This is a genomic window from Pantoea stewartii subsp. stewartii (genome assembly GCF_008801695.1).
Lineage (GTDB): Bacteria > Pseudomonadota > Gammaproteobacteria > Enterobacterales > Enterobacteriaceae > Pantoea > Pantoea stewartii.
In genome coordinates, this window is record NZ_VZPF01000004.1 from 66,523 (window position 1) to 87,617 (window position 21,095).

Sequence of the window (21,095 nt, forward strand, 5' to 3'; positions counted from 1 at the left end):
CTTTTTTCGAGCAATGCGCAGCAATCCTGAGCAAACTCATGTATTGTTGTTGGGTGTGATCTTTGTTTGCAGAGGTTCGCGCGGCTAATGAGAGGCTTTACCGCAGGGGCGGTTAAGGGTTGTCATTAGTCGCGAGGATGCAACGGAGATCGGTAATTAATGGCAGGCTCAAGATAGCACTGCCCCGATGTTAAGGACTTTGATTTTGCTTAATCCGATCGTACGCAAATTCCAATATGGTCAACATACCGTCACGCTGGAAACCGGCATGATGGCTCGCCAGGCGACTGCCGCCGTTATGGTGAGCATGGATGACACCGCTGTTTTTGTCACCGTTGTTGGCCAGAAAAAAACCAAACCAGGCCAGGACTTCTTCCCACTGACCGTTAACTATCAGGAGCGTACTTACGCTGCTGGTCGTATCCCGGGCAGCTTCTTCCGTCGCGAAGGTCGCCCAAGCGAAGGTGAAACGTTGATTTCACGTCTGATTGACCGTCCGGTGCGTCCTCTGTTCCCGGAAGGGTTCGTTAACGAAGTTCAGGTGATTGCGACCGTTGTTTCGGTCAACCCACAGGTTCACCCAGACATCGTTGCGATGATCGGTGCCTCTGCCGCGCTGGCGCTGTCGGGTCTGCCTTTCAATGGCCCAATCGGTGCGGCGCGTGTGGGTTATATCAATGACCAGTACGTACTGAACCCAACGGCTGACGAACTGAAAACGTCACGTCTGGATCTGGTGGTTGCTGGTACGCAGAACGCCGTTCTGATGGTGGAATCTGAAGCAGAAATCCTGTCTGAAGAACAAATGCTGGGTGCTGTGGTGTTCGGCCACGATCAGCAGCAGGTGGTGATTGAAAACATTAATGCACTGGTCGCTGAAGCGGGCAAACCGCGTTGGGACTGGCAGCCAGAAGCGGCCAATACCGCACTGATTTCACGTGTCGCGGCCCTGGCTGAAGCGCGTATCAGCGATGCGTACCGTATCACTGACAAGCAAGCGCGTTATGCCCAGGTTGACGCCATCAAAGACGAAACCATCGCGGCGCTGCTGGCGGAAGACGAATCCCTGGATGCGGCTGAAATCGGTGATATCGTGCACAGCCTGGAGAAGACGGTTGTTCGTACCCGTATTCTGAACGGCGAGCCGCGTATCGATGGCCGTGAAAAAGACATGATTCGTGGTCTGGACGTGCGGACCGGCGTACTGCCGCGTACCCATGGTTCAGCCCTGTTCACCCGTGGTGAAACACAGGCGCTGGTGACCGCAACGCTGGGTACCACCCGTGATGCGCAGAACCTGGATGAACTAATGGGTGAGCGTACCGACAGCTTCCTGTTCCACTACAACTTCCCTCCCTACTCAGTAGGTGAAACCGGTATGGTGGGCTCGCCTAAGCGTCGTGAAATTGGTCACGGTCGTCTGGCGAAGCGCGGCGTGTTGGCCGTAATGCCAAAAGTGGAAGATTTCCCTTACACCGTTCGTGTCGTGTCTGAAATCACTGAATCAAACGGTTCATCTTCTATGGCTTCCGTCTGTGGTGCTTCTCTGGCGCTGATGGACGCGGGCGTACCTATTAAAGCGTCTGTTGCCGGTATCGCGATGGGCCTGGTAAAAGAAGACGACAAATTTGTTGTTCTGTCTGACATTCTGGGTGATGAAGATCACCTGGGTGATATGGACTTCAAAGTGGCGGGTAGCCGTGACGGTATCACCGCGCTGCAGATGGACATCAAAATTGAAGGCATCACCCGCGAGATCATGCAGGTAGCGCTGAATCAGGCCAAAGGTGCACGTCTGCACATTCTGGGCGTGATGGAGCAGGCTATCAGCACGCCGCGTCAGGAAATCTCTGAGTTCGCACCGCGCATTTACACCATCAAGATCAGTTCAGATAAGATCAAAGATGTGATCGGTAAAGGCGGTTCTGTTATCCGTGCGCTGACCGAAGAAACCGGCACCACCATCGAAATCGAAGATGACGGTACCGTAAAAATCGCGGCAACTGATGGCCTGAAAGCGAAAGAAGCGATTCGTCGCATCGAAGAGATCACCGCTGAAATCGAAGTGGGCCGCATTTACAGCGGTAAAGTCACGCGCATTGTCGATTTCGGTGCTTTCGTTGCTATCGGCGGCGGTAAAGAAGGCCTGGTGCACATTTCACAAATCGCTGATAAGCGCGTTGAGAAAGTGACGGATTATCTGCAGATGGGTCAGGAAGTACCGGTGAAGGTGATGGAAGTGGATCGCCAGGGCCGTGTTCGTCTGAGCATCAAAGAAGCGACAGAAACCAAGCCTGAGGCTGTTGCAGCTGAGAGCGCACCTGACGCTGAATAAGTCTTTCCTGATTTGCCTCTCCTTGCCTGGCAGGGGGAGGCTTTTGTGTCATCGCGAGGGCAGGAATCCTTGTGCACAGCAGGCGGATAACAGGACGGTTGTCCCAATGTTTGTATTCGGGAGTTGGAAATGAAGCCTTTTTTGCGCTGGTGTTTTGTTGCGACAGCTTTGACGCTGGCAGGATGCAGCAACTCCAATTGGCGTAAGAACGAAGTTCTTGCAGTACCTTTACAGCCCACACTGCAGCAGGAAGTGATTCTGGCTCGCATGGAACAAATTCTTGCCAGTCGAGCCCTTACCGATGATGAACGCGCACAGCTGTTATATGAGCGCGGAGTGTTGTATGATAGTTTGGGTCTGAGGGCATTAGCGCGGAACGATTTTTCGCAAGCGCTGTCTATAAGACCTGATATGCCAGAAGTGTTTAACTATCTTGGTATATACTTAACGCAGGCGGGCAACTATGATGCCGCCTATGAAGCGTTTGATTCTGTACTTGAGATTGATCCAACTTACAACTATGCGCATTTAAATCGTGGTATCGCCCTCTATTACGGTGGTCGATACAAGTTAGCGCAAGATGATCTGCTGGCGTTTTATCAAGACGATCCTAACGATCCTTTCCGTAGCTTGTGGCTCTATCTTGTTGAAAGCAAGATGGACGCAGCCAAAGCAAAAGTGGCGCTTAAACAGCGTTACGATAAAGCGGTTAAGGACCAATGGGGATGGAATATTGTCGAGTTCTACCTGGGCGACATCAGCGAAGCAACACTGATGGAACGTCTCAAGGCGGACGCAACGGATAACACCTCGCTCGCTGAACATCTCAGTGAAACCAACTTCTATTTAGGTAAGTATTACCTAAGTCTGGGGGAGAAGGACAACGCAGAAGCGTTGTTCAAACTGGCGGTCGCCAACAACGTGAATAACTTTGTTGAACACCGATACGCATTGTTGGAACTGGCGCTACTCGGCCAGGCACAAGACGATTTATCAGAATCTGACCAGCAATAGCTGACGAACTTTTTTGCCTGTAAACCTGTCAAGTCATCATCTTCAGGGATGAGGGCTTTTCTGTTCGTCAAAACTTCTAATTTGAGCCGGTTCACACTTTTTGATGAAAATGACTGAAAGTTTTCACGACGAGTTATGTAGACTGGCCGCCGCAATCAACGAGGCACGTGTACTACATGACTGATATTCAAACCACTTTTGCAGACCTTGGCCTGAACGCCGACATCCTTGAATCACTGAACGGCATGGGCTACGTAAAGCCATCCCCAATCCAGGCTGAGTGTATTCCTCACCTGTTGGCGGGCCGTGACGTGTTAGGCATGGCGCAGACCGGGAGTGGTAAAACGGCAGCGTTCTCTCTGCCGCTGTTAAACAACATTGATCCGACTATTAAAGCACCGCAAATTTTGGTGCTGGCTCCTACCCGCGAACTGGCGGTTCAGGTTGCTGAAGCGATGACCGAATTCTCTAAGCACATGCGCGGTCTGAACGTAGTTGCCCTTTACGGCGGCCAGCGTTATGACGTGCAGCTGCGTGCTCTGCGCCAGGGACCCCAGGTTGTTGTGGGAACCCCAGGTCGTCTGCTGGATCACCTGAAGCGTGGCACGTTAGATCTGTCTAATCTGCGTGGTCTGGTGCTGGACGAAGCAGATGAAATGTTACGTATGGGCTTCATCGAAGACGTTGAAACCATCATGGCGCAGATCCCGGAAGGTCATCAGACCGCGCTGTTCTCTGCCACCATGCCAGAAGCGATTCGTCGTATCACCAAGCGTTTCATGAAAGATCCGCAGGAAGTGCGTATTCAGTCGAGCCTGACAACGCGTCCTGACATCAGCCAGAGCTACTGGACGGCTTACGGCCGTAAAACCGATGCACTGGTTCGCTTCCTGGAAGCAGAAGATTTTGATGCGGCGATCATCTTCGTTCGTACCAAAAATGCCACTCTGGAAGTCGCTGAAGCGCTGGAGCGTAGCGGTTACAACAGCGCGGCCCTGAACGGTGATATGAACCAGGCCCTGCGTGAGCAGACGCTGGAGCGTTTGAAAGATGGTCGTCTGGACATCCTGATCGCGACTGACGTTGCGGCTCGTGGCCTGGACGTTGAGCGTATCAGCCTGGTTGTTAACTACGATATCCCGATGGACGCCGAATCTTACGTTCACCGTATTGGCCGTACGGGTCGTGCGGGTCGTGCGGGGCGCGCACTGCTGTTCGTTGAGAACCGCGAGCGTCGTCTGCTGCGCAACATCGAACGCACCATGAAGCTGACTATTCCGGAAGTTGAGCTGCCAAACGCAGAGCTGCTGGGTCAGCGTCGTCTGGCTAAGTTTGCCGCGAAAGTTCAGCAGCAACTGGAAAGCAGCGATCTGGAACAGTACCGTGCACTGCTGACCAAAATGCAGCCTGAAGAAGAGCTGGATATCGAAACGCTGGCTGCCGCCCTGCTGAAAATGGCACAGGGTGAGCGTCCGCTGATCGTACCTGCTGACGCACCGCGTCCTCCGCGCCGCGAATTCCGTGAGCGTGATGATCGTCGCGACAGCCGTGGTCCACGTGACAGCCGTGATGGCGATCGTCCACGTCGTGAGCGTCGCGATGTTGGCGACATGCAACTGTATCGCATTGAAGTGGGCCGTGATGACGGTGTTGAAGTTCGTCACATCGTTGGCGCGATTGCTAACGAAGGCGACATCAGCAGCCGTTACATCGGTAACATCAAACTGTTTGGTACGCACTCGACGATCGAACTGCCGAAAGGCATGCCGGGCGATGTCCTGCAGCACTTTACCCGTACGCGTATTCTAAACAAGCCGATGAATATGCAACTGCTGGGTGATGCACAGCCGCATGAAAGTGGCCGTGGTGAGCGTCGTTCAGGTTCTGGCGAGCGTCGTGGTCCTCGTCCTGAAGGTCAGGGCCGTCGTTTCTCTTCTGAGCGCCGTGAAGGTGGTCGTGAAGGTGGACGCAGCTTTAACCGTGAAGGCGGTCATGGTCCACGTCGTGAAGACGGTGCTGCTGCACCTCGTCGTCGTGACGCATAAGCGAGACGATTTCGCATGATAAAAAGGGAAGCCTGCTGGCTTCCCTTTTTTTTGCCCTTGCGGTAAATCCATGTCAGGGCAGACCGGCTGAGACAGCGGGGAAGCAAGATAAGTAAAGGGAAGCCAGCAGGCTTCCCTTTTTGTCTTTGCCTTTTACCTGGCGCGAAACAGAACGAGGCGTTTACAGCCCGCGTGCCGCCTCCATCGCCAGCTTAAAGGAGTGCAGACGTGCATCGGTATCGTAAATCTGACCGTTAACCATGATCTCATCGGCCTGCGTTTCACGCAGCAGCGAGGCCAGACCGTGACGCACTTTATCCACGTCCCCGACCAGCGACATGCTCAGAGCCTGCTGGACGCCATACTGTTCTGACGGCGACCAGAGGCTGTCCATATTCTGCACCGGGGCAGGTAACGGACCGGGCTTGCCGCGACGCAAATTAATAAACTGCTGCTGCATTGAGGTAAACAGAAAACGGGCGTCGCTTTCCGTGTCCGCCGCCACGATGTTAATGCAGACGGTAGCATAAGGTTCAGCAAGGCGGGCTGACGGTGTAAAGTTTTCACGATAAACATGCAGAGCCTGGAACAGCTGGTCCGGTGCGAAATGCGAGGCAAACGCAAACGGCAGCCCCATTTTGGCCGAGAGCTGGGCGCTGTACAGGCTGGAACCCAGTAACCAGACGGGAATTTTCATCCCTAAACCAGGTACCGGCTGAACAGGCGGCTGTGCGCCAGCTTCTGCATCAAACCAGTGAATCAGCTCGGCCACATCATCCGGAAACGTATCGGCCTGCATGCCTGACAGGTTGCGACGTAAAGCCAGCATCGTGCGCTGATCCGATCCTGGCGCACGGCCTAATCCCAGATCGATGCGATCGGGATACAGCGATGCCAGGGTGCCGAACTGTTCTGCGATCACCAGCGGCGCGTGATTGGGCAACATAATGCCGCCAGAGCCCAGACGCAGCGTCGTGGTGTTTGCGGCCAGATAGCCGATTAACACGGCTGTGGCGGCGCTGGCGATGCCGGTCATATTATGGTGCTCAGCTAACCAGTAACGTTCAAATCCCAGGGCTTCGGCCTGACGTGCCAGCGCAAGTGAATTCTGAAACGCATCACGTGGCGTAGCGCCCTGAGGAACAGGGGCAAGATCGAGTACAGAGAGGCGAACGTTTTTTTTCTCAGACATGGGTACTCCAGAGGTTATAGCGCAGGTTTCATACCCTGCACTATTAAGTATTGCGCAACATTCGCTATATTAAAACGCTTTACGCCCACTCTCTGTTGCCTGTATGTGCGTTTCAGTCGGTGGTCTGTAAAACCATCCCCGGCAGTTTACGCCAGTATCCATTGCAGTCCCGGTTTTTCTCGATCGCTAACGGGGCCTGGCCCGCTTCGTTGTCGCGAAAACGGTCAACAAGGCTTAAGGTTTCCACGCTTTGTGGTGAAAGTCGCACAATATCGACACAGTTGTGCATGCTTACCAGATCGTTGCCCAGGTTGTAACAGTAGCCACTCAGCGTCTGAATACCGTTCAGAACGAAAACCTGTTGTTGCTCTTTCGAAAGCACCCTGCGTCCGTTCGGATAATGACGGCAGCAGGTTTCGCAGTCATCTTTAGCGCGATTCTCCGAGCGGGCCGTAAAGCATCGCGCTGACAGAGCCAGCGGTAAATGCCCATAGGCCAGCACCTCGACTTCAAACTGTTCGCGAATACCGCGTGTTTCGCACTGCGCCAGCAGAGGTAACAGCCAGTCTCGTGGCATTTCAACGGGCAGGCACCAGCGCGTCATACCTTCTTTCACCAGCAGATGTAAGGTGTCAGCGTTATAAACGTTCAGGGTAGGACCGGCGACAAAGGGCAGCTTGCGCTCCGCCGCCATGTTGACCGTCCCCATATCGTTGGCCTCGATAAGAAACTCGCCATTTTCGACATAACGCTGTAACTCTTTCAGTTCGGATGGAGATTGCAGCAGCGCCAGCGTGCTCACGACAACCTGCTTGCCGCTGGCAGCCAGCTCACGCGCTAAATCCATCCAGGCGGCAAACGAGGTTGCGCGGCGCTTGCTGCATACGGTTTCGCCCAGGTAAATGATGTCGGCACTGCTTTGAGCGGCGAGATGGTAAAAGTGTTGCAGTGTGTCGCCAGGCCAGTACCACAGCACCGGGCCAAGGGAATATTTCATGCTGCCTCCTTATTGCCAGTCACGATGGTAAGCACCTAACGTGGTTTGCGTTCCTTCAGACAGCGCCCCTAATGTCTGCATCCATTTCTCGCTGACATCAAAGCTATCCGGCGCGGCCTGACAGCGATTGATCGCCTGACGCCAGACGCGCGCCACCTCAGAAATATAGGCGGGGCTGCGCTGACGGCCTTCAATCTTCACAGAGGCAATGCCCGCCTGCAGCAGCTCAGGCAGCAGTTCTAGGGTATTCAGGCTGGTGGGCTCTTCCAGCACGTGGTAGCGCTGTTCGTCAATCTCGTAACGCCCTTTACACAAGGTGGGATAACCCGCGCTTTCATCCGCACCGTAACGGTCAACCAATACGTCATTCAGGCGCACCTCCATCCCGGCAGGCGTTTGCTGCCAGCGCACAAACTTCGCCGGCGAGCAGGCGCCTTTGCTGTTTGGCGATTCCCCTGTGAGCCAGGAGGACAGATAGCAGCGACCTTCGGCCATAATACACAGGCTGCCAAAGGCAAATACTTCCAGCGGGACTGGCGTACTGCGCGCCAGTTGTTTTACCTGATGAAGGGATAAAACACGGGGCAGCACTACGCGATGCAAAGTGAAATGACGGTGATAAAAACGGATGGCTTCCAGATTGGTGGCCGAGGCCTGAACGGACAAGTGTCGCGCTATGTGTGGATAGCGTTCGCGGGCATAGGCCAGCGTGGCGATATCGGCCAGTATCAGCGCATCCGCTCCACAGTCCGCCGCCACATCAATGGCCCGCTGCCAGCGATGCACGCTATCAGGGTGTGCAAAGGTATTAATGGCAACGTGCAGTTTGCGACGATGCTGATGTAAATAACAGGCTGCTTCACGTAATTTCTTATCCGTAAAGTTTAGCCCGGCAAAATGACGCGCATTGGTATCGTCTTTTAGCCCGACATAGACCGCATCGGCCCCATTCTCAACGGCGGCGCGCAGGGCTGGCAGGCTCCCGGCGGGACACAGCAACTCCATACCCAATCCTCTCGACATACAGATGGAGCCCGAGTCTAGTCATGCCGCGTTGCGCAAATCTTGATTTGGGGCAGTGAAAGCCGTTTTGATGCGTGAGGCTGGCGTATTTTTAATCGGTCAGCTGTTGGTTTTATTGATCTCACCGACGGCGATAACCGGTGTCTGTGGCAATATAGCTAAAATTTTTTTAACAGGAGTGACGAGCGTGCTTCAGCGGTTTTCAGCCAGTTTAGTGAAAAATGGCCCTAAAATTATTGGTTTACCGGCGAAGATTGCCCCGTTTACCTTGAAGAAGCCCCTCTTGCAGCAACTCTTAAACTGGCAATTTCGTCATGTTTTGGCTGAAGGTGAGTTAGACTTCCTTCAGGGACGCTTTTTAGGCATTGAGATCCTTGATATGCATCTCACCTGGATGACCACGCTAGAGGATGGCCGACTGAAGGTGTTGCAGCATGCCGAAGCAGATGTCTGGTTCCGGGGCAATGCCAATGATTTGTTGCTGGTAGCCGCGCGTAAAGCGGATCCTGATATGCTTTTCTTTCAGCGTCGATTGCTGATTGAAGGGGATACTGAACTGGGACTGGAGGTTAAGAACGTAATGGATGCAATAGAACTCGACACCATGCCCGTAGGGTTACGTACCGCCATTCAGCACATGGCTGCGATTGTGGAAACAACGATGCAACAGGACGCGAACGCCGCACAGGCACGCGCAGGTGTTTCATGTTAATACGAACGGAAATTGGCGTTGACGCCGCCGGAATCGATGTACTGCTCCGACGTTGTTTCCCTACATCGGCCGAGGCGGAACTGACACAGGCACTGCGCGAAGATGGCCTGTTAACGCTTGGCGTCGTGGCAACCGATGATGAAGGACAAGTGCTGGGTTATGCTGCCTTTAGTCCGGTCACGATGCAGGGCGAGGATCGCGGCTGGGTCGGCCTTGCGCCGCTGGCCGTTGATGAACCTTTACGGGGACAGGGCATTGCGAAACGCCTCATTTACGAAGGTCTGGATACGCTCAATGAGTTTGGTTACAGCGCGGTAGTCGTACTTGGCGAGCCTGCGCTGTTTGATCCGCTGGGATTTGAACCTGCGGCGCGCCGGGGATTGCACTGTCGCTGGCCGGACAGTGAAGCCGCTTTCCAGGTTTACCGTCTGGCCGATAATGCCTTCGACGACGCGGAAGGGCGCATTGAGTATGCAGCTCCCTTTAACGCACTGCGCTAAGCCAGGTCTCGAGACTCTGCGGTTGCTCGGCAACCAGTTGCAGTTTGCGTTGCCGGGGAAGTTGCTTGACCTGATATTCCAGCCTGGATGCCTGCGCGCGGTCACCTGCCGCGCAGGCATAAACCAGCGCCAGTGGGCCTTTTCCGCGCAGGGCCCGGGCTCCACGACCACACTCATGTTGCGCAAGGCGGCGCGTGACGTCGGTCGTGATGCCGGTATATAACAGACCGGCGGCCGTTTTTATCAGGTAAAGTTGCCAGTGCTGACTCATAATCTGTCCCAGAAATGCCTGCCCGGCAGTGTAACGCGCTTCCCCATCGTGCGCTATCCGTTGCCCTTATCCGGAGTTGATTGTGTCTGATCTTTCCCATCTTATTCGCTACCTGAAGAAGCAACATGTCCTGTCACTGTGCTGCAGTGCCGGAAATGAACTGTGGTGTGCAAACTGTTACTACGTGTTTGATGAGGCACGTATGGCATTCTGGTTGATGACGGAACCGGATACACGTCATGGCCTTCTGGCCAGCAAAAATCCTCACGTGGCCGGAACGATCAATGGTCAGCCGAAAACGGTCTTACTGATAAAAGGGGTGCAGTATCGTGGACGCATCAGGCAACTGCGTGAGGAGGAGGCGGTTGAAGCTCGCCATGCCTATCAGCGACGTTTCCCGATGTCACGCAGCGTGTCTGCACCGCTGTGGGAAATCACTCTCGATGAGCTGAAAATGACCGATAACTCGCTGGGATTTGGCAAAAAGATTGCCTGGCTGCGGGAAGAGTAGTGCGCCCTGATCCCTGACGGAAAAGGGCGCCAACGCGTTACAGCGCTTCCAGAATGCGCAGGGACTCACGGTTAAAAGCAGGCAGGTCAGCCGGGGTGCGGCTGGTTACCAGCTTGTCACTGTCCACCACCACTTCTTCATCGCGGAAATCAGCCCCGGCATTAATCAGGTCGACCGCAATGGCTTTTACGCTGGTCATTTTTCGGCCGCGGACGCCATTGGCACTGATCAGCAACTGTGGCCCGTGGCAGATCGCAAACACCGGTTTGCCGCTTGCCACGAAGTCTTTGGTGAAAGCGACGAAGCGGTCGTCGCCGCGCAGGGCGTCAGGTGAATGGCCGCCAGGCAGCAGTAGCGCGTCAAACTCAGCCGCACTGACATCGTCGATGCTGCGGTCAATCTTCACTTCCGCATCACCCTGTTTGCCTTTAACGGTTTTACCCGCCTGCTCCTCAATGGTCACCACCTCGTAGCCAGCACGTTTATACACTTCCGCTGGCGAGGTAAACTCAGAGTCTTCAAATTCATCGGTGATCAATACCGCAATTTTGGTGCTCATCTTTACCCTCCTGTAGGCATGTTAGGCGCTTAATGCGCTATCCTGATACGCATTAAGCCTGGCTGCCGACATCAGGAAAGCAAGCCAGACGGCGCACATTGACCAGATTTTGCACGGCTGGTGATGAAACAGGGACAATTCTGAGATGAATCGCGTATTAGTGACCGGCGCAACCGGATTAGTCGGGTCATATCTGCTGCGTTTACTGGTTGATGATCCTCGCATCGATGAGATTATCGCCCCGACGCGCCGCGCGTTGCCTGTTATGAACAAGGTGATCAATCCGGTTGAGGACGATCTGACCGATGTGCTTCAGCCCCTGGATGGGCCACTGACCACGGTATTTTGCTGTCTGGGCACCACGCGCAAACAGGCAGGCAGTAAAGCGGCCTTTATTCATGTGGATTACACGCTGGTGGTGGACACCGCCTTGAATGGCTTACGACTGGGTGCCACGCAGATGCTGGCGGTGAGTGCGCACGGCGCGCATCGCCATTCGCCCTTATTATACAGCCGCGTAAAAGGTGAGATGGAGAATACGCTGCGCCACCAGAACTGGGCACGCCTGGTTTTCGTCCGGCCATCTTTATTGCTCGGTGAAAGAAAAGAGAAACGCCGCGGAGAAAGCCTGATGGCACCGTTGTTTTCCTGGTTGCCCGGCAACTGGCGTGCAGTGTCAGCACAGGATGTAGCCCGCTGTCTGCATCAGCAGGCCTTCATGGATAAAGCCGGCGTCACCATCATTGAATCCGGGGCGATTCCCCGCTCTTCAGCGTAAATACCAGATGTGCTGATTACGACTGCCGCGCCATAAGAGGGTGGCGTCTTTTTCGGCCTCTTCAAAGCGCCCGTCGATCAGAACGTCAATCCAGGGCAGCACTTCACGCTGCGCGGACGTCAGTGACGCCATTTCATAGCCGGTCCATAGCCAGATATCTTTGCCCGGGCAGGTCTGTTTGACGCGTTTCACCAGACGACGAATATGCGGCACATTCTTTGGATGCAGGGGATCGCCGCCGCTTAACGATAAGCCCTGTCGTGGGATGCGCGTGTCGTTAAGATCGGCCAGCAGTTGTTCTTCCATCGCCAGGGTAAACGGCACCCCGGAATCCAGCCGCCAGGTACGTTGATTGTAACAGCCGCGGCACTGGTGCTCGCAGCCAGAGACAAACAGCGTACAGCGGGTGCCGGGGCCGTTCACGATATCGACATCGTAGTAACGATGGATGCGCATCATTCCAGCTGGCCGCTAGTAAGATGTTTCACCCGACGCTGCACTTCCTGTTGTTTTCCCGCATTAAACGGGCGCGCGTCCGGACTGCCCAGATAGCCACAAACCCGCCGTGTGACCGAAACCCGTGCAGGATCGTGATTGCCGCAGTTCGGGCAGGTAAATCCGCGGCTGGTACAGGTGAATTCCCCGTTGAAGCCACAGTCGTAACATTCGTCAATTGGCGTGTTGGTGCCGTAGTAAGGCACGCGGTCGTAGCTGTAATCCCAGACGTCTTCCAGCGCCTTAAGGTTGTGCTGCACATTGGGATATTCGCCGTAACAGATAAAACCGCCATTGGAGAGTGGCGGATAGGGGGCCTCAAAATCGATTTTTTCGTAAGGATTCACCTTTTTCTCAACGTCCAGATGGAAGCTGTTGGTGTAATAACCTTTGTCGGTCACGCCTTTTACCACACCAAATTCAGCCGCATCCAGACGGCAGAAACGGTCACATAAGTTTTCGCTGGGTGTACTGTAGAGGCTAAAGCCATAGCCCGTTTCCGCTTTCCAGGCGTCGGTCGCCGCGCGCAGACGTGCCACGATAGCCACGCCTTTGGCGCGCAGGGTTGCATCATCAAAAGGATGGACTGAGGCGCCGCTCAGCGCATTCAGTGTTTCGTGCAAGCCGATGAAACCGAGAGACAAGGAGGCGCGGCCATTGCGGAAAATCGAACCCACCTCATCGTCTGCCTGCAAACGCACGCCGCAGGCACCTTCCATATAAAGAATGGGCGCAACCCGGGCTTTGGTTTTTTCCAGCCGGGCAACACGCGTCATCAATGCCCGTTTCGCCAGCATCAGCCTGTCATCCAGTAACGCCCAGAAACGCGCCTCATCACCCCGTGCTTCCAGCGCGATACGTGGCAGATTCAGACTGATGACGCCGATATTGTTGCGCCCTTCATGAATCTGCTCGCCATTTTCTTCGTAAACGCCCAGAAAACTGCGACAGCCCATCGGCGTTTTAAAGGAGCCGGTAACCTTAACGACCTGATCATAATTGAGAATATCGGGATACATTCGTTTGCTGGCACAGGCCAGCGCCAGTTGCTTAATGTCATAGTTCACATCGCCCGGACGACGGTTAACGCCTTCCCGAATCGCAAACACCAGCTTCGGGAAGACGGCCGTTTTGCGATTTTTACCCAGTCCTGCCAGGCGGTTACGCAAGATGGATGTCTGCACCAGACGGGCGGCCCAGCTTGTCCCCAACCCGAACCCAAACGTGACAAACGGTGTCTGACCATTTGCCGTATGCAGCGTGTTCACCTCATATTCCAGCGACTGAAAGGCGTCATAACACTCTTTTTCGGTACGCTGGCGGGCATAGGCTTCCGCCTGCGGGATATTCCAGTGCTGCGCTACCTCTTTATGCCGGGCAAAACTTTTTTCAACATAGGGTGCCAGCACCTCGTCAATTCGATTCAGCGTGGTTCCGCCATAGATATGGCTGGCAACCTGGGCAATGATTTGCGCGGTCACCGCAGTGGCGGTAGCAATCGACCTGGGCGGCTCGATCTCCGCGTTACCCATTTTAAAACCGTTGGTCAGCATGCCTTTCAAATCGATCAGCATGCAGTTAAACATGGGGAAGAAAGGCGAGTAATCGAGATCGTGATAATGGATCTCGCCGCGCTCATGCGCCTGAACCACATCACGAGGCAGGATTTGCTGCTGGGCGTAATGTTTCGCCACAATCCCGGCCAGCAAATCGCGTTGGGTCGGGATCACTTTGCTGTCTTTATTGGCATTTTCATGAAGCAGGGCGGCATTGGTCTGATCGACCAGGCCACGGATGGCATGATGCAGCTGGCTGCGGCGTTCGCGCTCGACGTCACGATCGTGACGATAGGCAATATAAGCCCGTGCCAGTTGTGGATAAGGTCCGGCCATCAGCGTCTCTTCCACCGCACACTGAATATCCTGAATGTCGACGTCCTGACGATCAACCAGTTGTGCGCTAACCTGTCCGGCCACCGCGTCGCACCAGGCGGCATCGTCGACGTTCGCTGCCCGCGCAGCCGCCATAACGGCCGCTGCGATACGTTGTGCATCAAAGCTTACGCGGCATCCGTCGCGCTTTATCACCACCGTTGCCATGTTCTCTCCGTTAACTACATATAGGTGTTGTTTCGGATTTTAGGCTCAACATGTAGTGACTGCAGCGAATTAATTCGTCTCGTTTTGACCTGAAACAAAGAAGCCGTAAACACGCGCAGAAAATCAGCACGACAAAAAAATCGCCCCGGGGTCGCCTTTTCGGACGGACTGATTTGATCAGCCACGCAAAATGACATTACTCTGGTGACCGACCTTTTTTGCCATCGACTTGCAGGGTACCGTGCCAATGTCGCTACGCCGAAATGTGCTTATCTGTTGTTGTGCTTTGTCCTTTTCTGCCGCAGCGGACACGTTGCCGTTAATGCCATGGCCACAGCAGGTAGAGCAACCTGCCAACGCAGGCTGGCTGACGTTGACGCCACAGCTCACCTTGCGCATCGAGGGGGACAGGTTACCCGGTGCCGAAACGCGCTGGTTGTCACGCATTGCCCGACAAACCGGCTGGCCTTTACTGCCCATCGATCAGGCCGTGACCCCGCCTACGATTCGCGTGCAGATTGCAACGGTCACCGATCCCATTCCGCAGCCAGACAGCGATGAAAGCTACCAGCTTAACGTCAACAGTGATGGCGTTCTGCTACGGGCCACTACCCGTTTTGGCGCGATGCGCGGCATGGAAACACTGCTGCAACTGATTGAAAACACGCCCGAAGGCACCCGCATTCCCTGGGTGACGATCCAGGATAAACCGCGCTTTGCGTGGCGCGGCATCCTGATCGACAGTGCCCGCCATTTCATGCCGATCAGAACGATTAAGCGGCAGATTGATGGCATTGCGGCGGCACGGATGAACGTGCTGCACTGGCATCTGACGGACGATCAGGGCTGGCGTTTCGCCTCCAGCCGCTATCCTCAGCTACAACAAAACGCCAGCGACGGCCTTTTCTATACCCAGGAAGAGATGCGCGATGTGGTGCAGTATGCGGCGGAACGTGGCGTGCGCGTAGTGCCGGAACTCGATTTTCCCGGACATGCCTCTGCGCTGGCAGTGGCGATGCCGGAACTGATCAGCGCCCCCGGTCCTTATCGGATGGAGCGCGGCTGGGGTGTCTTTAAGCCGCTGCTGGATCCCAGTAATGAGCAGGTTTACCAGGTCATTGATGCGCTAATCGGGGAGGTCGCCGCCATTTTTCCCGATCCGTATGTGCATATTGGCGGCGATGAGGTCGATCCCAGCCAGTGGCAGGCATCATCCCGCATTCAGCAATTTATGCACGATCGTGGTCTTGCCGACAGTCACGCGCTTCAGGCGTACTTTAATCAGCGCCTTGAAAAAATTCTCGAAAAACATCAACGACACATGGTGGGCTGGGATGAGATCGCCCATCCGGATCTGCCCCACAGCATTCTGATCCAGTCCTGGCAGGGCCAGGATGCGCTGGGTACCGTCGCCAAAAATGGCTATCGCGGCATTCTCTCCACCGGTTTCTATCTGGATCAGCCGCAACCGGCCAGCTATCACTATCGCAATGAAATCTATCCCCAGGGGCTTGAGGGCAAAGATGTCATTCAGCCGGGTGACCAGGCGCAGAGCTGGTCGTTCTCTATGCCGCGGTTAAAAGGCAGTCCGGTGACGGGCAGCTTTACGCTGATTAAAGGTCGTGACGGCTGGCGCGGGTTTATTGATTTCGCGGGTAAGTCGCGCCGTCTGGTGAAAGGGATTGCGTGGCTGGCACCCGATCGTCTGACGTTCGAGGTCGATACGTGGATGGGACCGTTCCAGCCCGTGGTGACGCTGACCGGTAACCAGCTCAGCGGGTATATGCGGGTGGGGAACGTACGCTATGCCACCGAAGGCCGACGCCTTGATGCCGTGCCAGCCGGTATTCAGCCGGTGCTACCCGATGCGCGGCAGAAGCAGCAAAACCTGCTGGGCGGCGAGGCCGCGCTGTGGGCTGAAAACGTCAACAGCACGATCATTGATACCAAACTCTGGCCGCGCGCTTTTGTGGTGGCCGAACGGTTATGGTCAGCGCAGAACGTGACCGACCCTGACAGCATGTATCAACGGCTGGCGGCGATGGATCGCTGGACAACGATCTCCGTCGGCCTGCAACAGCACGATCAGACGGAACGACAGATGATGCGGCTGGCCAACAGTACCCATATCGAGTCGCTGCGCGTCCTGGCCCAGGCGCTGGAACCGGCACAGTACTATACGCGTCAGCATCTCAAGTTTCAGGCCGGGCATTACAACTACTTTGAACCGCTGAATCGCCTGGCGGACGTCTTACCGGCTGAAAGTGATACTGTCCGGGCGCTGGAGAAGCAGGTTGCCCTGCTGATTGAAGACCGGACCGATCCTGCCGCCGCGACGGCGATTCGTGCACAGTTACAACGCTGGCACGAAAATTATTCGCAGGTTCAGCCGCTACTGAATGCCACCCAGCCGCTCCATGCGCTGGCGGGCAGCGCCATGCAGGTTGATGCACTGAGCGTGATGGGCATGGCGATGGTGGATGCCTATGTACGTAACCAGGCCTTTGGGGCGGGCGAGGTGGCGCAGATGCAGGCGAAGCTGGATGCAGCGGCACAGGTGCAGAATGAGACGGTCATTGCACTCGTACGGCCGCTTGAACGCCTCCTCCATGCTTTCAAATAAGCTGGCGACCTGCGCACAGCAGGCGCATTGTCAGCGGTTCGCCATCACGGTCACTGACAACAGTAAGTTCCCGGGGATGACTCATCTTGCCGCCTTCCTGCAGCGCGAAGGCCCGGCTTATTTCGCAGAACAGGCAGAGAGAGAAAAGATGCAAAAAATGGTGGGTATCATCCTGCACCATCAACATATGCCGCGCCAAAGCAGGAACTCAGGATGAGGGGGCCGGGCCGCTGACCGAGTGGCGGCGGACTAACGTCGGGCTGAACATATTGGTCACTTCAGGAACGGGCTGGTGGTGAGCCAGCGCCAGCGCCAGTTCGGCGGCTTGCTGCGCCATAGTGACGATGGGATAACGCACCGTCGTCAGGCGCGGGCGAACGTAGCGGGAAACCAGCACGTCATCAAAACCGATCAGGGACATCGCTTCGGGAACCTGTACGCCATTATCGCTTAAGACCGCCAGCGCCCCGGCGGCCATGGAGTCGTTATAGCAGGCTACGGCGGTAAAGTTTCTGCCGCGTCCCAGTAACTCCGTCATCGCCTGCTCGCCGCCGACTTCATCCGGTTCGCCCCAGGCGACCAGCCTGTCGTTACAGGGCAAGCCGTGCTCTTCCAGGGCATCGTAATAGCCCTGCAGGCGGTCTTCCGCATCCGAAATGGTGTGAGTGGAACAGATAAACGCGATATTTTGATGGCCCAGTTGAATCAGATGGCGCGTGGCCAGCCAGGCACCGTAGCGGTCATCAAGCGCAATACAGCGTTGTTCAAACCCCTTTAGCAGGCGATTCACTAATACCATGCCGGGCATCTGCTTCATCAACACTTCCAGCTCGCTGTCGGAGATTTTCTTGGCGTGAACCACCAGCGCCGCGCAGCGATGACGCATCAGTTGTTCGATAGCCTGACGCTCTTTTTGCTCATTATGGTAACCGTTACCAATCAGCAAAAAGTTGCCTGTCTGACCTGCCACTTCATCTACCGCTTTCACCATCGCGCCAAAGAACGGGTCGGATACATCGCCCACCACCAGCCCCAGGGTTTCGGTTGACTGCTGTGCCAGCGCCCGTGCATTGGCGTTTGGATGGTACTGGAGCGATTCCATGGCCTGATTCACTGCCTGGCGCGAACTGTCACTGGCCTTAGGCGAATTGTTGATCACGCGGGAAACCGTGGCGACAGAAACACCCGCCAGCCGGGCAACATCCTTAATGGTAGCCATGGGTTTACCTGATTTTGGGGAAACGTTTACACATCGCTCCAGTGTTACGGAAAAGCGTACGCACATCAAGCCAACAGAATGCCAGTGCGGTCGCAAACAGGGCAAAATCAGACGAGGGGTGATGCCTTCTGCTACGGTCACAGCCCGTGATATGCTGCTTATCCCAACACCTGCCGAAGCGATGACCATGAAAATAAAAGTGCCACATCTGGCGCACTGGGGCGCCTTTACCGCGGTAAGCGAAAACGACCGTCTCATCGGTTGCGAACCTTTTTTTGCCGACGCCGATCCGTCGCCCATGCTCAACACCATTCCTGAACTGGTCTACTCGGATAAACGCATCCGCCAACCTATGGTGCGGCGTTCGTGGTTAACCTCCCGCGAGAACAGCGATCGCACCTTGCGTGGACGCGAAGATTTTGTCGCCGTTGACTGGGATACGGCGCTGGATCTGGTGGCTGAGGAAAATCGCCGCATTCGTGAACGCTACGGTGCCTCCGGCATTTTTAATGGCTCTTACGGCTGGTCATCGGCAGGGCGCGTCAACCATGCGCGCACGCTGGTACGGCGTTTCTATTTTCAGGGCGGCGGCGGTGTCGATCAGCAAGGCAACTACAGCTGGGGCGCAGCGCAGTTTTTCCTCCCTTATGTCATGGGCACCTACATGCCGCTCACCGGGCGCGTCACCGACTGGCCGCAGGTGGTGGAACACGCCGAGATTTTTGTCGCCTTTGGCGGACTGGCGCTAAAAAATGCCCAGGTGGCTTCCGGCGGCGCAGGTCAGCACAGCCTGAAACCGGCGCTGGAACAGCTGGCCGCGAAAGGCACGCCCGTCATCAACATCAGCCCCATGCGCGACGACTGCCCTGAATTTGTTCGCGCCGACTGGATCCCGATCCGGCCGAATACCGATGTGGCGCTGATGCTGGCGCTCGGTTATGAAATTTATCAGCGCGGTGCGACCGACGAGGATTTCCTTGCCCGTCACTGCACCGGCTGGCCGCAGCTGCGTGCTTATCTGCTGGGCGAAAGCGATGACATCGCCAAAACGGCGGGTTGGGCGAGCCGGATCACCGCGGTCCCGGCGGAGCGCATTGTGCAACTGGCGCAGCAGCTGATCGGCAAACGCAGTTTTATCACCTGCTCCTACTCTGTCCAGCGTGCTCATCGCGGCGAACAGCCCTACTGGATGATGATCGCGCTGTCCTCCATGCTCGGACAGCCAGGCCTGCCAGGCGCGGGCTTCTCATTTGGTCACGGCTCCATGAACAGCGTGGGCAATCCGCGCCAGGAAGGGCCCGCGCCGATGATGAGTACCGGGCCCAATCCGTCTGGCCTCTCTATTCCCGTGGCGCGCATCAGTGACATGTTGCTTAACCCCGGCCAGCCCTATAGCTTCCAGGGCGAAACCCTGCACTACCCGGACATTCACATGGTGCACTGGGCGGGCGGCAACCCGTTCCACCATCATCAGCAGTTGAACCGGCTGGTGGAAGGCTGGCAAAAGCCGGATACCGTCGTGGTGCAGGATATCGTCTGGACACCGGCTGCACAGATGGCCGATATCGTACTGCCGGCAACCACCACGCTGGAGCGCAATGATATCGGCGGCTCGTCGCGCGATCGCTTTGTGCTGGCGATGCATCAGGCGATTAAACCCCAGCATCAGGCACGTAACGACTTTGATATCTTTGCGGATCTGGCCGAGCGACTGGGCTATCGGGATACCTTCACGGAAGGGCGCAACGAGATGCAGTGGATCGCGCATCTTTACCAACAATGCGCCGTCGCCCATGGTCGTCGCGGCATTGCTTTCCCCGAATTTGAGGCGTTCTGGCAGCGCGGCTTCGTTGAAATCCCCGAAGGCGGTAAACCCTACGTCTTTATGGCGGACTTCCGCGCCGATCCCCTCGCGCATCCGATCCAGACCGCCAGCGGCAAAATTGAGCTGTTCTGCCAGACCATTGCGGATTATCAGCTGGAGGATATGGCCGGTCACCCGGAATGGCGTGAGCCGCGGGAATGGCTGGGAGCGCCGGCAAGTCAGGACTATCCACTGCATATGATCTCTATTCAGCCCTCGGATCGCTTGCACAGTCAGCTGGATGCCACCGCCACCGTGCAGGGCAATAAAACCGCCGGCCATGAAACGCTGTACATGCATCCTGAGGATGCGAACGCGCGCGGCATTGTCGATGGTGACGAGATTGAAGTCAGCAATGCGCGCGGCAGGATTCTGGCTGGGGTGCGTTTAACCGATGGCCTGAAGCAGGGCGTGGTGATCATCTCTACCGGTGCCTGGTTTGATCCCGGCTTTGGCAACGCCTGGCAGCCGTTTGATCGGGCGGGCAATCCCAATGTCTTAACGCTGGATATCGGCACCTCGTCACTGACCCAGGGGCCGAACGCCATGAGTTGCCTCGTGGACATCAAAAAACATGTCGTTTGCACAAATACGTAAGGATCACACGGCTGGTTACATTTTGCAGGTAACTGTTGCGTTTCTGTCGTGGCAGAACGGGATCGCCGCTTGCTACAGTCAGGATCCCAGAGGTATTGATGGGTGAACATCAACTGATTTTTTTGATTACACCTACCTGCGTAGATACGCAGGTTTTTTTTGCCCCGAGGAAAACGATCAATAACGAACTGATACACAGTTTTCCTGTGTTTTCACCCGCGCTTTGATTATAACTGCTGGATTGACCTCTTTTTTTTAAGC

At 55.7% G+C, this 21,095-nt stretch carries 19 protein-coding genes; 10 read left to right on the forward strand and 9 right to left on the reverse strand.

The genetic code is table 11. The features are described 5' to 3' along the window. Positions 1-205 precede the first annotated feature (205 nt). From pnp to F7Q90_RS01980, 4 genes are all read left to right on the forward strand, one after another. Positions 206-2,335, forward strand: coding sequence for a polyribonucleotide nucleotidyltransferase (gene pnp / locus F7Q90_RS01965; protein WP_006121767.1), 2,130 nt, complete (start codon positions 206-208; stop codon positions 2,333-2,335). Positions 2,336-2,464: 129 nt separating this feature from the next. After that, a complete protein-coding gene (nlpI, locus tag F7Q90_RS01970) occupies positions 2,465-3,349 on the forward strand; it encodes a lipoprotein NlpI (protein WP_006121768.1) in 885 nt (294 codons plus the stop codon). Between the two features lie 109 nt (positions 3,350-3,458). Further along, complete coding sequence (gene yrbN, locus F7Q90_RS27790; RefSeq protein ID WP_226374622.1) at positions 3,459-3,533, forward strand: protein YrbN; 75 nt, start codon at positions 3,459-3,461, stop codon at positions 3,531-3,533. Beyond that, on the forward strand, positions 3,526-5,394 hold the full coding sequence (locus tag F7Q90_RS01980; RefSeq protein WP_006121769.1) for a DEAD/DEAH family ATP-dependent RNA helicase: 1,869 nt from the start codon (positions 3,526-3,528) through the stop codon (positions 5,392-5,394). The genes yrbN and F7Q90_RS01980 overlap by 8 nt, the downstream gene beginning before the upstream one ends. A 181-nt stretch (positions 5,395-5,575) precedes the next feature. Here the strand turns inward: F7Q90_RS01980 and F7Q90_RS01985 are convergent, their stop codons facing one another. The 3 genes from F7Q90_RS01985 to ubiU form a co-directional block, all read right to left on the reverse strand. Beyond that, positions 5,576-6,586 (reverse strand): luciferase-like monooxygenase, encoded by a 1,011-nt coding sequence (locus tag F7Q90_RS01985; RefSeq protein ID WP_006121770.1) that lies wholly within the window; start codon positions 6,584-6,586, stop codon positions 5,576-5,578. 112 nt (positions 6,587-6,698) lie between these two features. Continuing rightward, entirely contained in the window at positions 6,699-7,583 is an 885-nt protein-coding gene (locus F7Q90_RS01990) for a U32 family peptidase (RefSeq protein WP_006121771.1), read from the reverse strand. A gap of 9 nt (positions 7,584-7,592) precedes the next feature. Beyond that, a complete protein-coding gene (gene ubiU / locus F7Q90_RS01995) occupies positions 7,593-8,588 on the reverse strand; it encodes a ubiquinone anaerobic biosynthesis protein UbiU (protein WP_006121772.1) in 996 nt (331 codons plus the stop codon). A gap of 205 nt (positions 8,589-8,793) precedes the next feature. On the opposite strand from ubiU, the gene ubiT reads away from it, so the two are divergent. Beyond that, positions 8,794-9,318, forward strand: a complete 525-nt coding sequence (ubiT, locus tag F7Q90_RS02000; RefSeq protein ID WP_006121773.1) for a ubiquinone anaerobic biosynthesis accessory factor UbiT — start codon at positions 8,794-8,796, stop codon at positions 9,316-9,318. Then, positions 9,312-9,818: a GNAT family N-acetyltransferase gene (locus F7Q90_RS02005; RefSeq protein WP_006121774.1), complete on the forward strand. Its 507-nt coding sequence runs from the start codon at positions 9,312-9,314 to the stop codon at positions 9,816-9,818. Before ubiT ends, F7Q90_RS02005 begins: the two co-directional genes overlap by 7 nt. Here the strand turns inward: F7Q90_RS02005 and F7Q90_RS02010 are convergent. Next, positions 9,802-10,089 (reverse strand): GIY-YIG nuclease family protein, encoded by a 288-nt coding sequence (locus F7Q90_RS02010; RefSeq protein ID WP_006121775.1) that lies wholly within the window; start codon positions 10,087-10,089, stop codon positions 9,802-9,804. The two genes, F7Q90_RS02005 and F7Q90_RS02010, sit on opposite strands and share 17 nt — an antisense overlap. A gap of 82 nt (positions 10,090-10,171) precedes the next feature. Here F7Q90_RS02010 and F7Q90_RS02015 point away from each other — a divergent pair, with 82 nt between their 5' ends. Next, positions 10,172-10,600: a YhbP family protein gene (locus tag F7Q90_RS02015; RefSeq protein ID WP_006121776.1), complete on the forward strand. Its 429-nt coding sequence runs from the start codon at positions 10,172-10,174 to the stop codon at positions 10,598-10,600. Positions 10,601-10,637: 37 nt separating this feature from the next. Here F7Q90_RS02015 and F7Q90_RS02020 read toward each other — a convergent pair whose 3' ends face one another. Then, positions 10,638-11,159 carry a type 1 glutamine amidotransferase domain-containing protein gene (locus F7Q90_RS02020; protein WP_006121777.1) on the reverse strand — a complete coding sequence of 174 codons (522 nt, stop codon included), beginning with the start codon at positions 11,157-11,159 and terminating at the stop codon, positions 10,638-10,640. A gap of 145 nt (positions 11,160-11,304) precedes the next feature. Here F7Q90_RS02020 and F7Q90_RS02025 point away from each other — a divergent pair, with 145 nt between their 5' ends. After that, positions 11,305-11,937, forward strand: a complete 633-nt coding sequence (locus F7Q90_RS02025; RefSeq protein ID WP_006121778.1) for an NAD-dependent epimerase/dehydratase family protein — start codon at positions 11,305-11,307, stop codon at positions 11,935-11,937. On the opposite strand, the gene nrdG is transcribed toward F7Q90_RS02025, so the two are convergent. Both nrdG and nrdD read right to left on the reverse strand, forming a co-directional pair. Further along, a complete protein-coding gene (gene nrdG, locus F7Q90_RS02030) occupies positions 11,929-12,396 on the reverse strand; it encodes an anaerobic ribonucleoside-triphosphate reductase-activating protein (RefSeq protein WP_044242934.1) in 468 nt (155 codons plus the stop codon). The two genes, F7Q90_RS02025 and nrdG, sit on opposite strands and share 9 nt — an antisense overlap. Beyond that, positions 12,393-14,531 (reverse strand): anaerobic ribonucleoside-triphosphate reductase, encoded by a 2,139-nt coding sequence (gene nrdD, locus F7Q90_RS02035; protein WP_006121780.1) that lies wholly within the window; start codon positions 14,529-14,531, stop codon positions 12,393-12,395. Before nrdD ends, nrdG begins: the two co-directional genes overlap by 4 nt. A gap of 247 nt (positions 14,532-14,778) precedes the next feature. On the opposite strand from nrdD, the gene F7Q90_RS02040 reads away from it, so the two are divergent. After that, a complete protein-coding gene (locus F7Q90_RS02040; protein ID WP_006121781.1) occupies positions 14,779-17,154 on the forward strand; it encodes a beta-N-acetylhexosaminidase in 2,376 nt (791 codons plus the stop codon). On the opposite strand, the gene F7Q90_RS02045 is transcribed toward F7Q90_RS02040, so the two are convergent. Further along, positions 17,147-17,341: a hypothetical protein gene (locus F7Q90_RS02045; RefSeq protein WP_151160778.1), complete on the reverse strand. Its 195-nt coding sequence runs from the start codon at positions 17,339-17,341 to the stop codon at positions 17,147-17,149. The genes F7Q90_RS02040 and F7Q90_RS02045 overlap by 8 nt on opposite strands. A 21-nt stretch (positions 17,342-17,362) precedes the next feature. After that, on the reverse strand, positions 17,363-18,373 hold the full coding sequence (gene galR / locus F7Q90_RS02050) for an HTH-type transcriptional regulator GalR (RefSeq protein WP_006121783.1): 1,011 nt from the start codon (positions 18,371-18,373) through the stop codon (positions 17,363-17,365). Between the two features lie 187 nt (positions 18,374-18,560). Between galR and F7Q90_RS02055 the strand changes: the two genes are divergently transcribed. Next, entirely contained in the window at positions 18,561-20,834 is a 2,274-nt protein-coding gene (locus tag F7Q90_RS02055; protein WP_006121784.1) for a molybdopterin guanine dinucleotide-containing S/N-oxide reductase, read from the forward strand. The last annotated feature ends 261 nt before the right edge of the window (positions 20,835-21,095 follow it).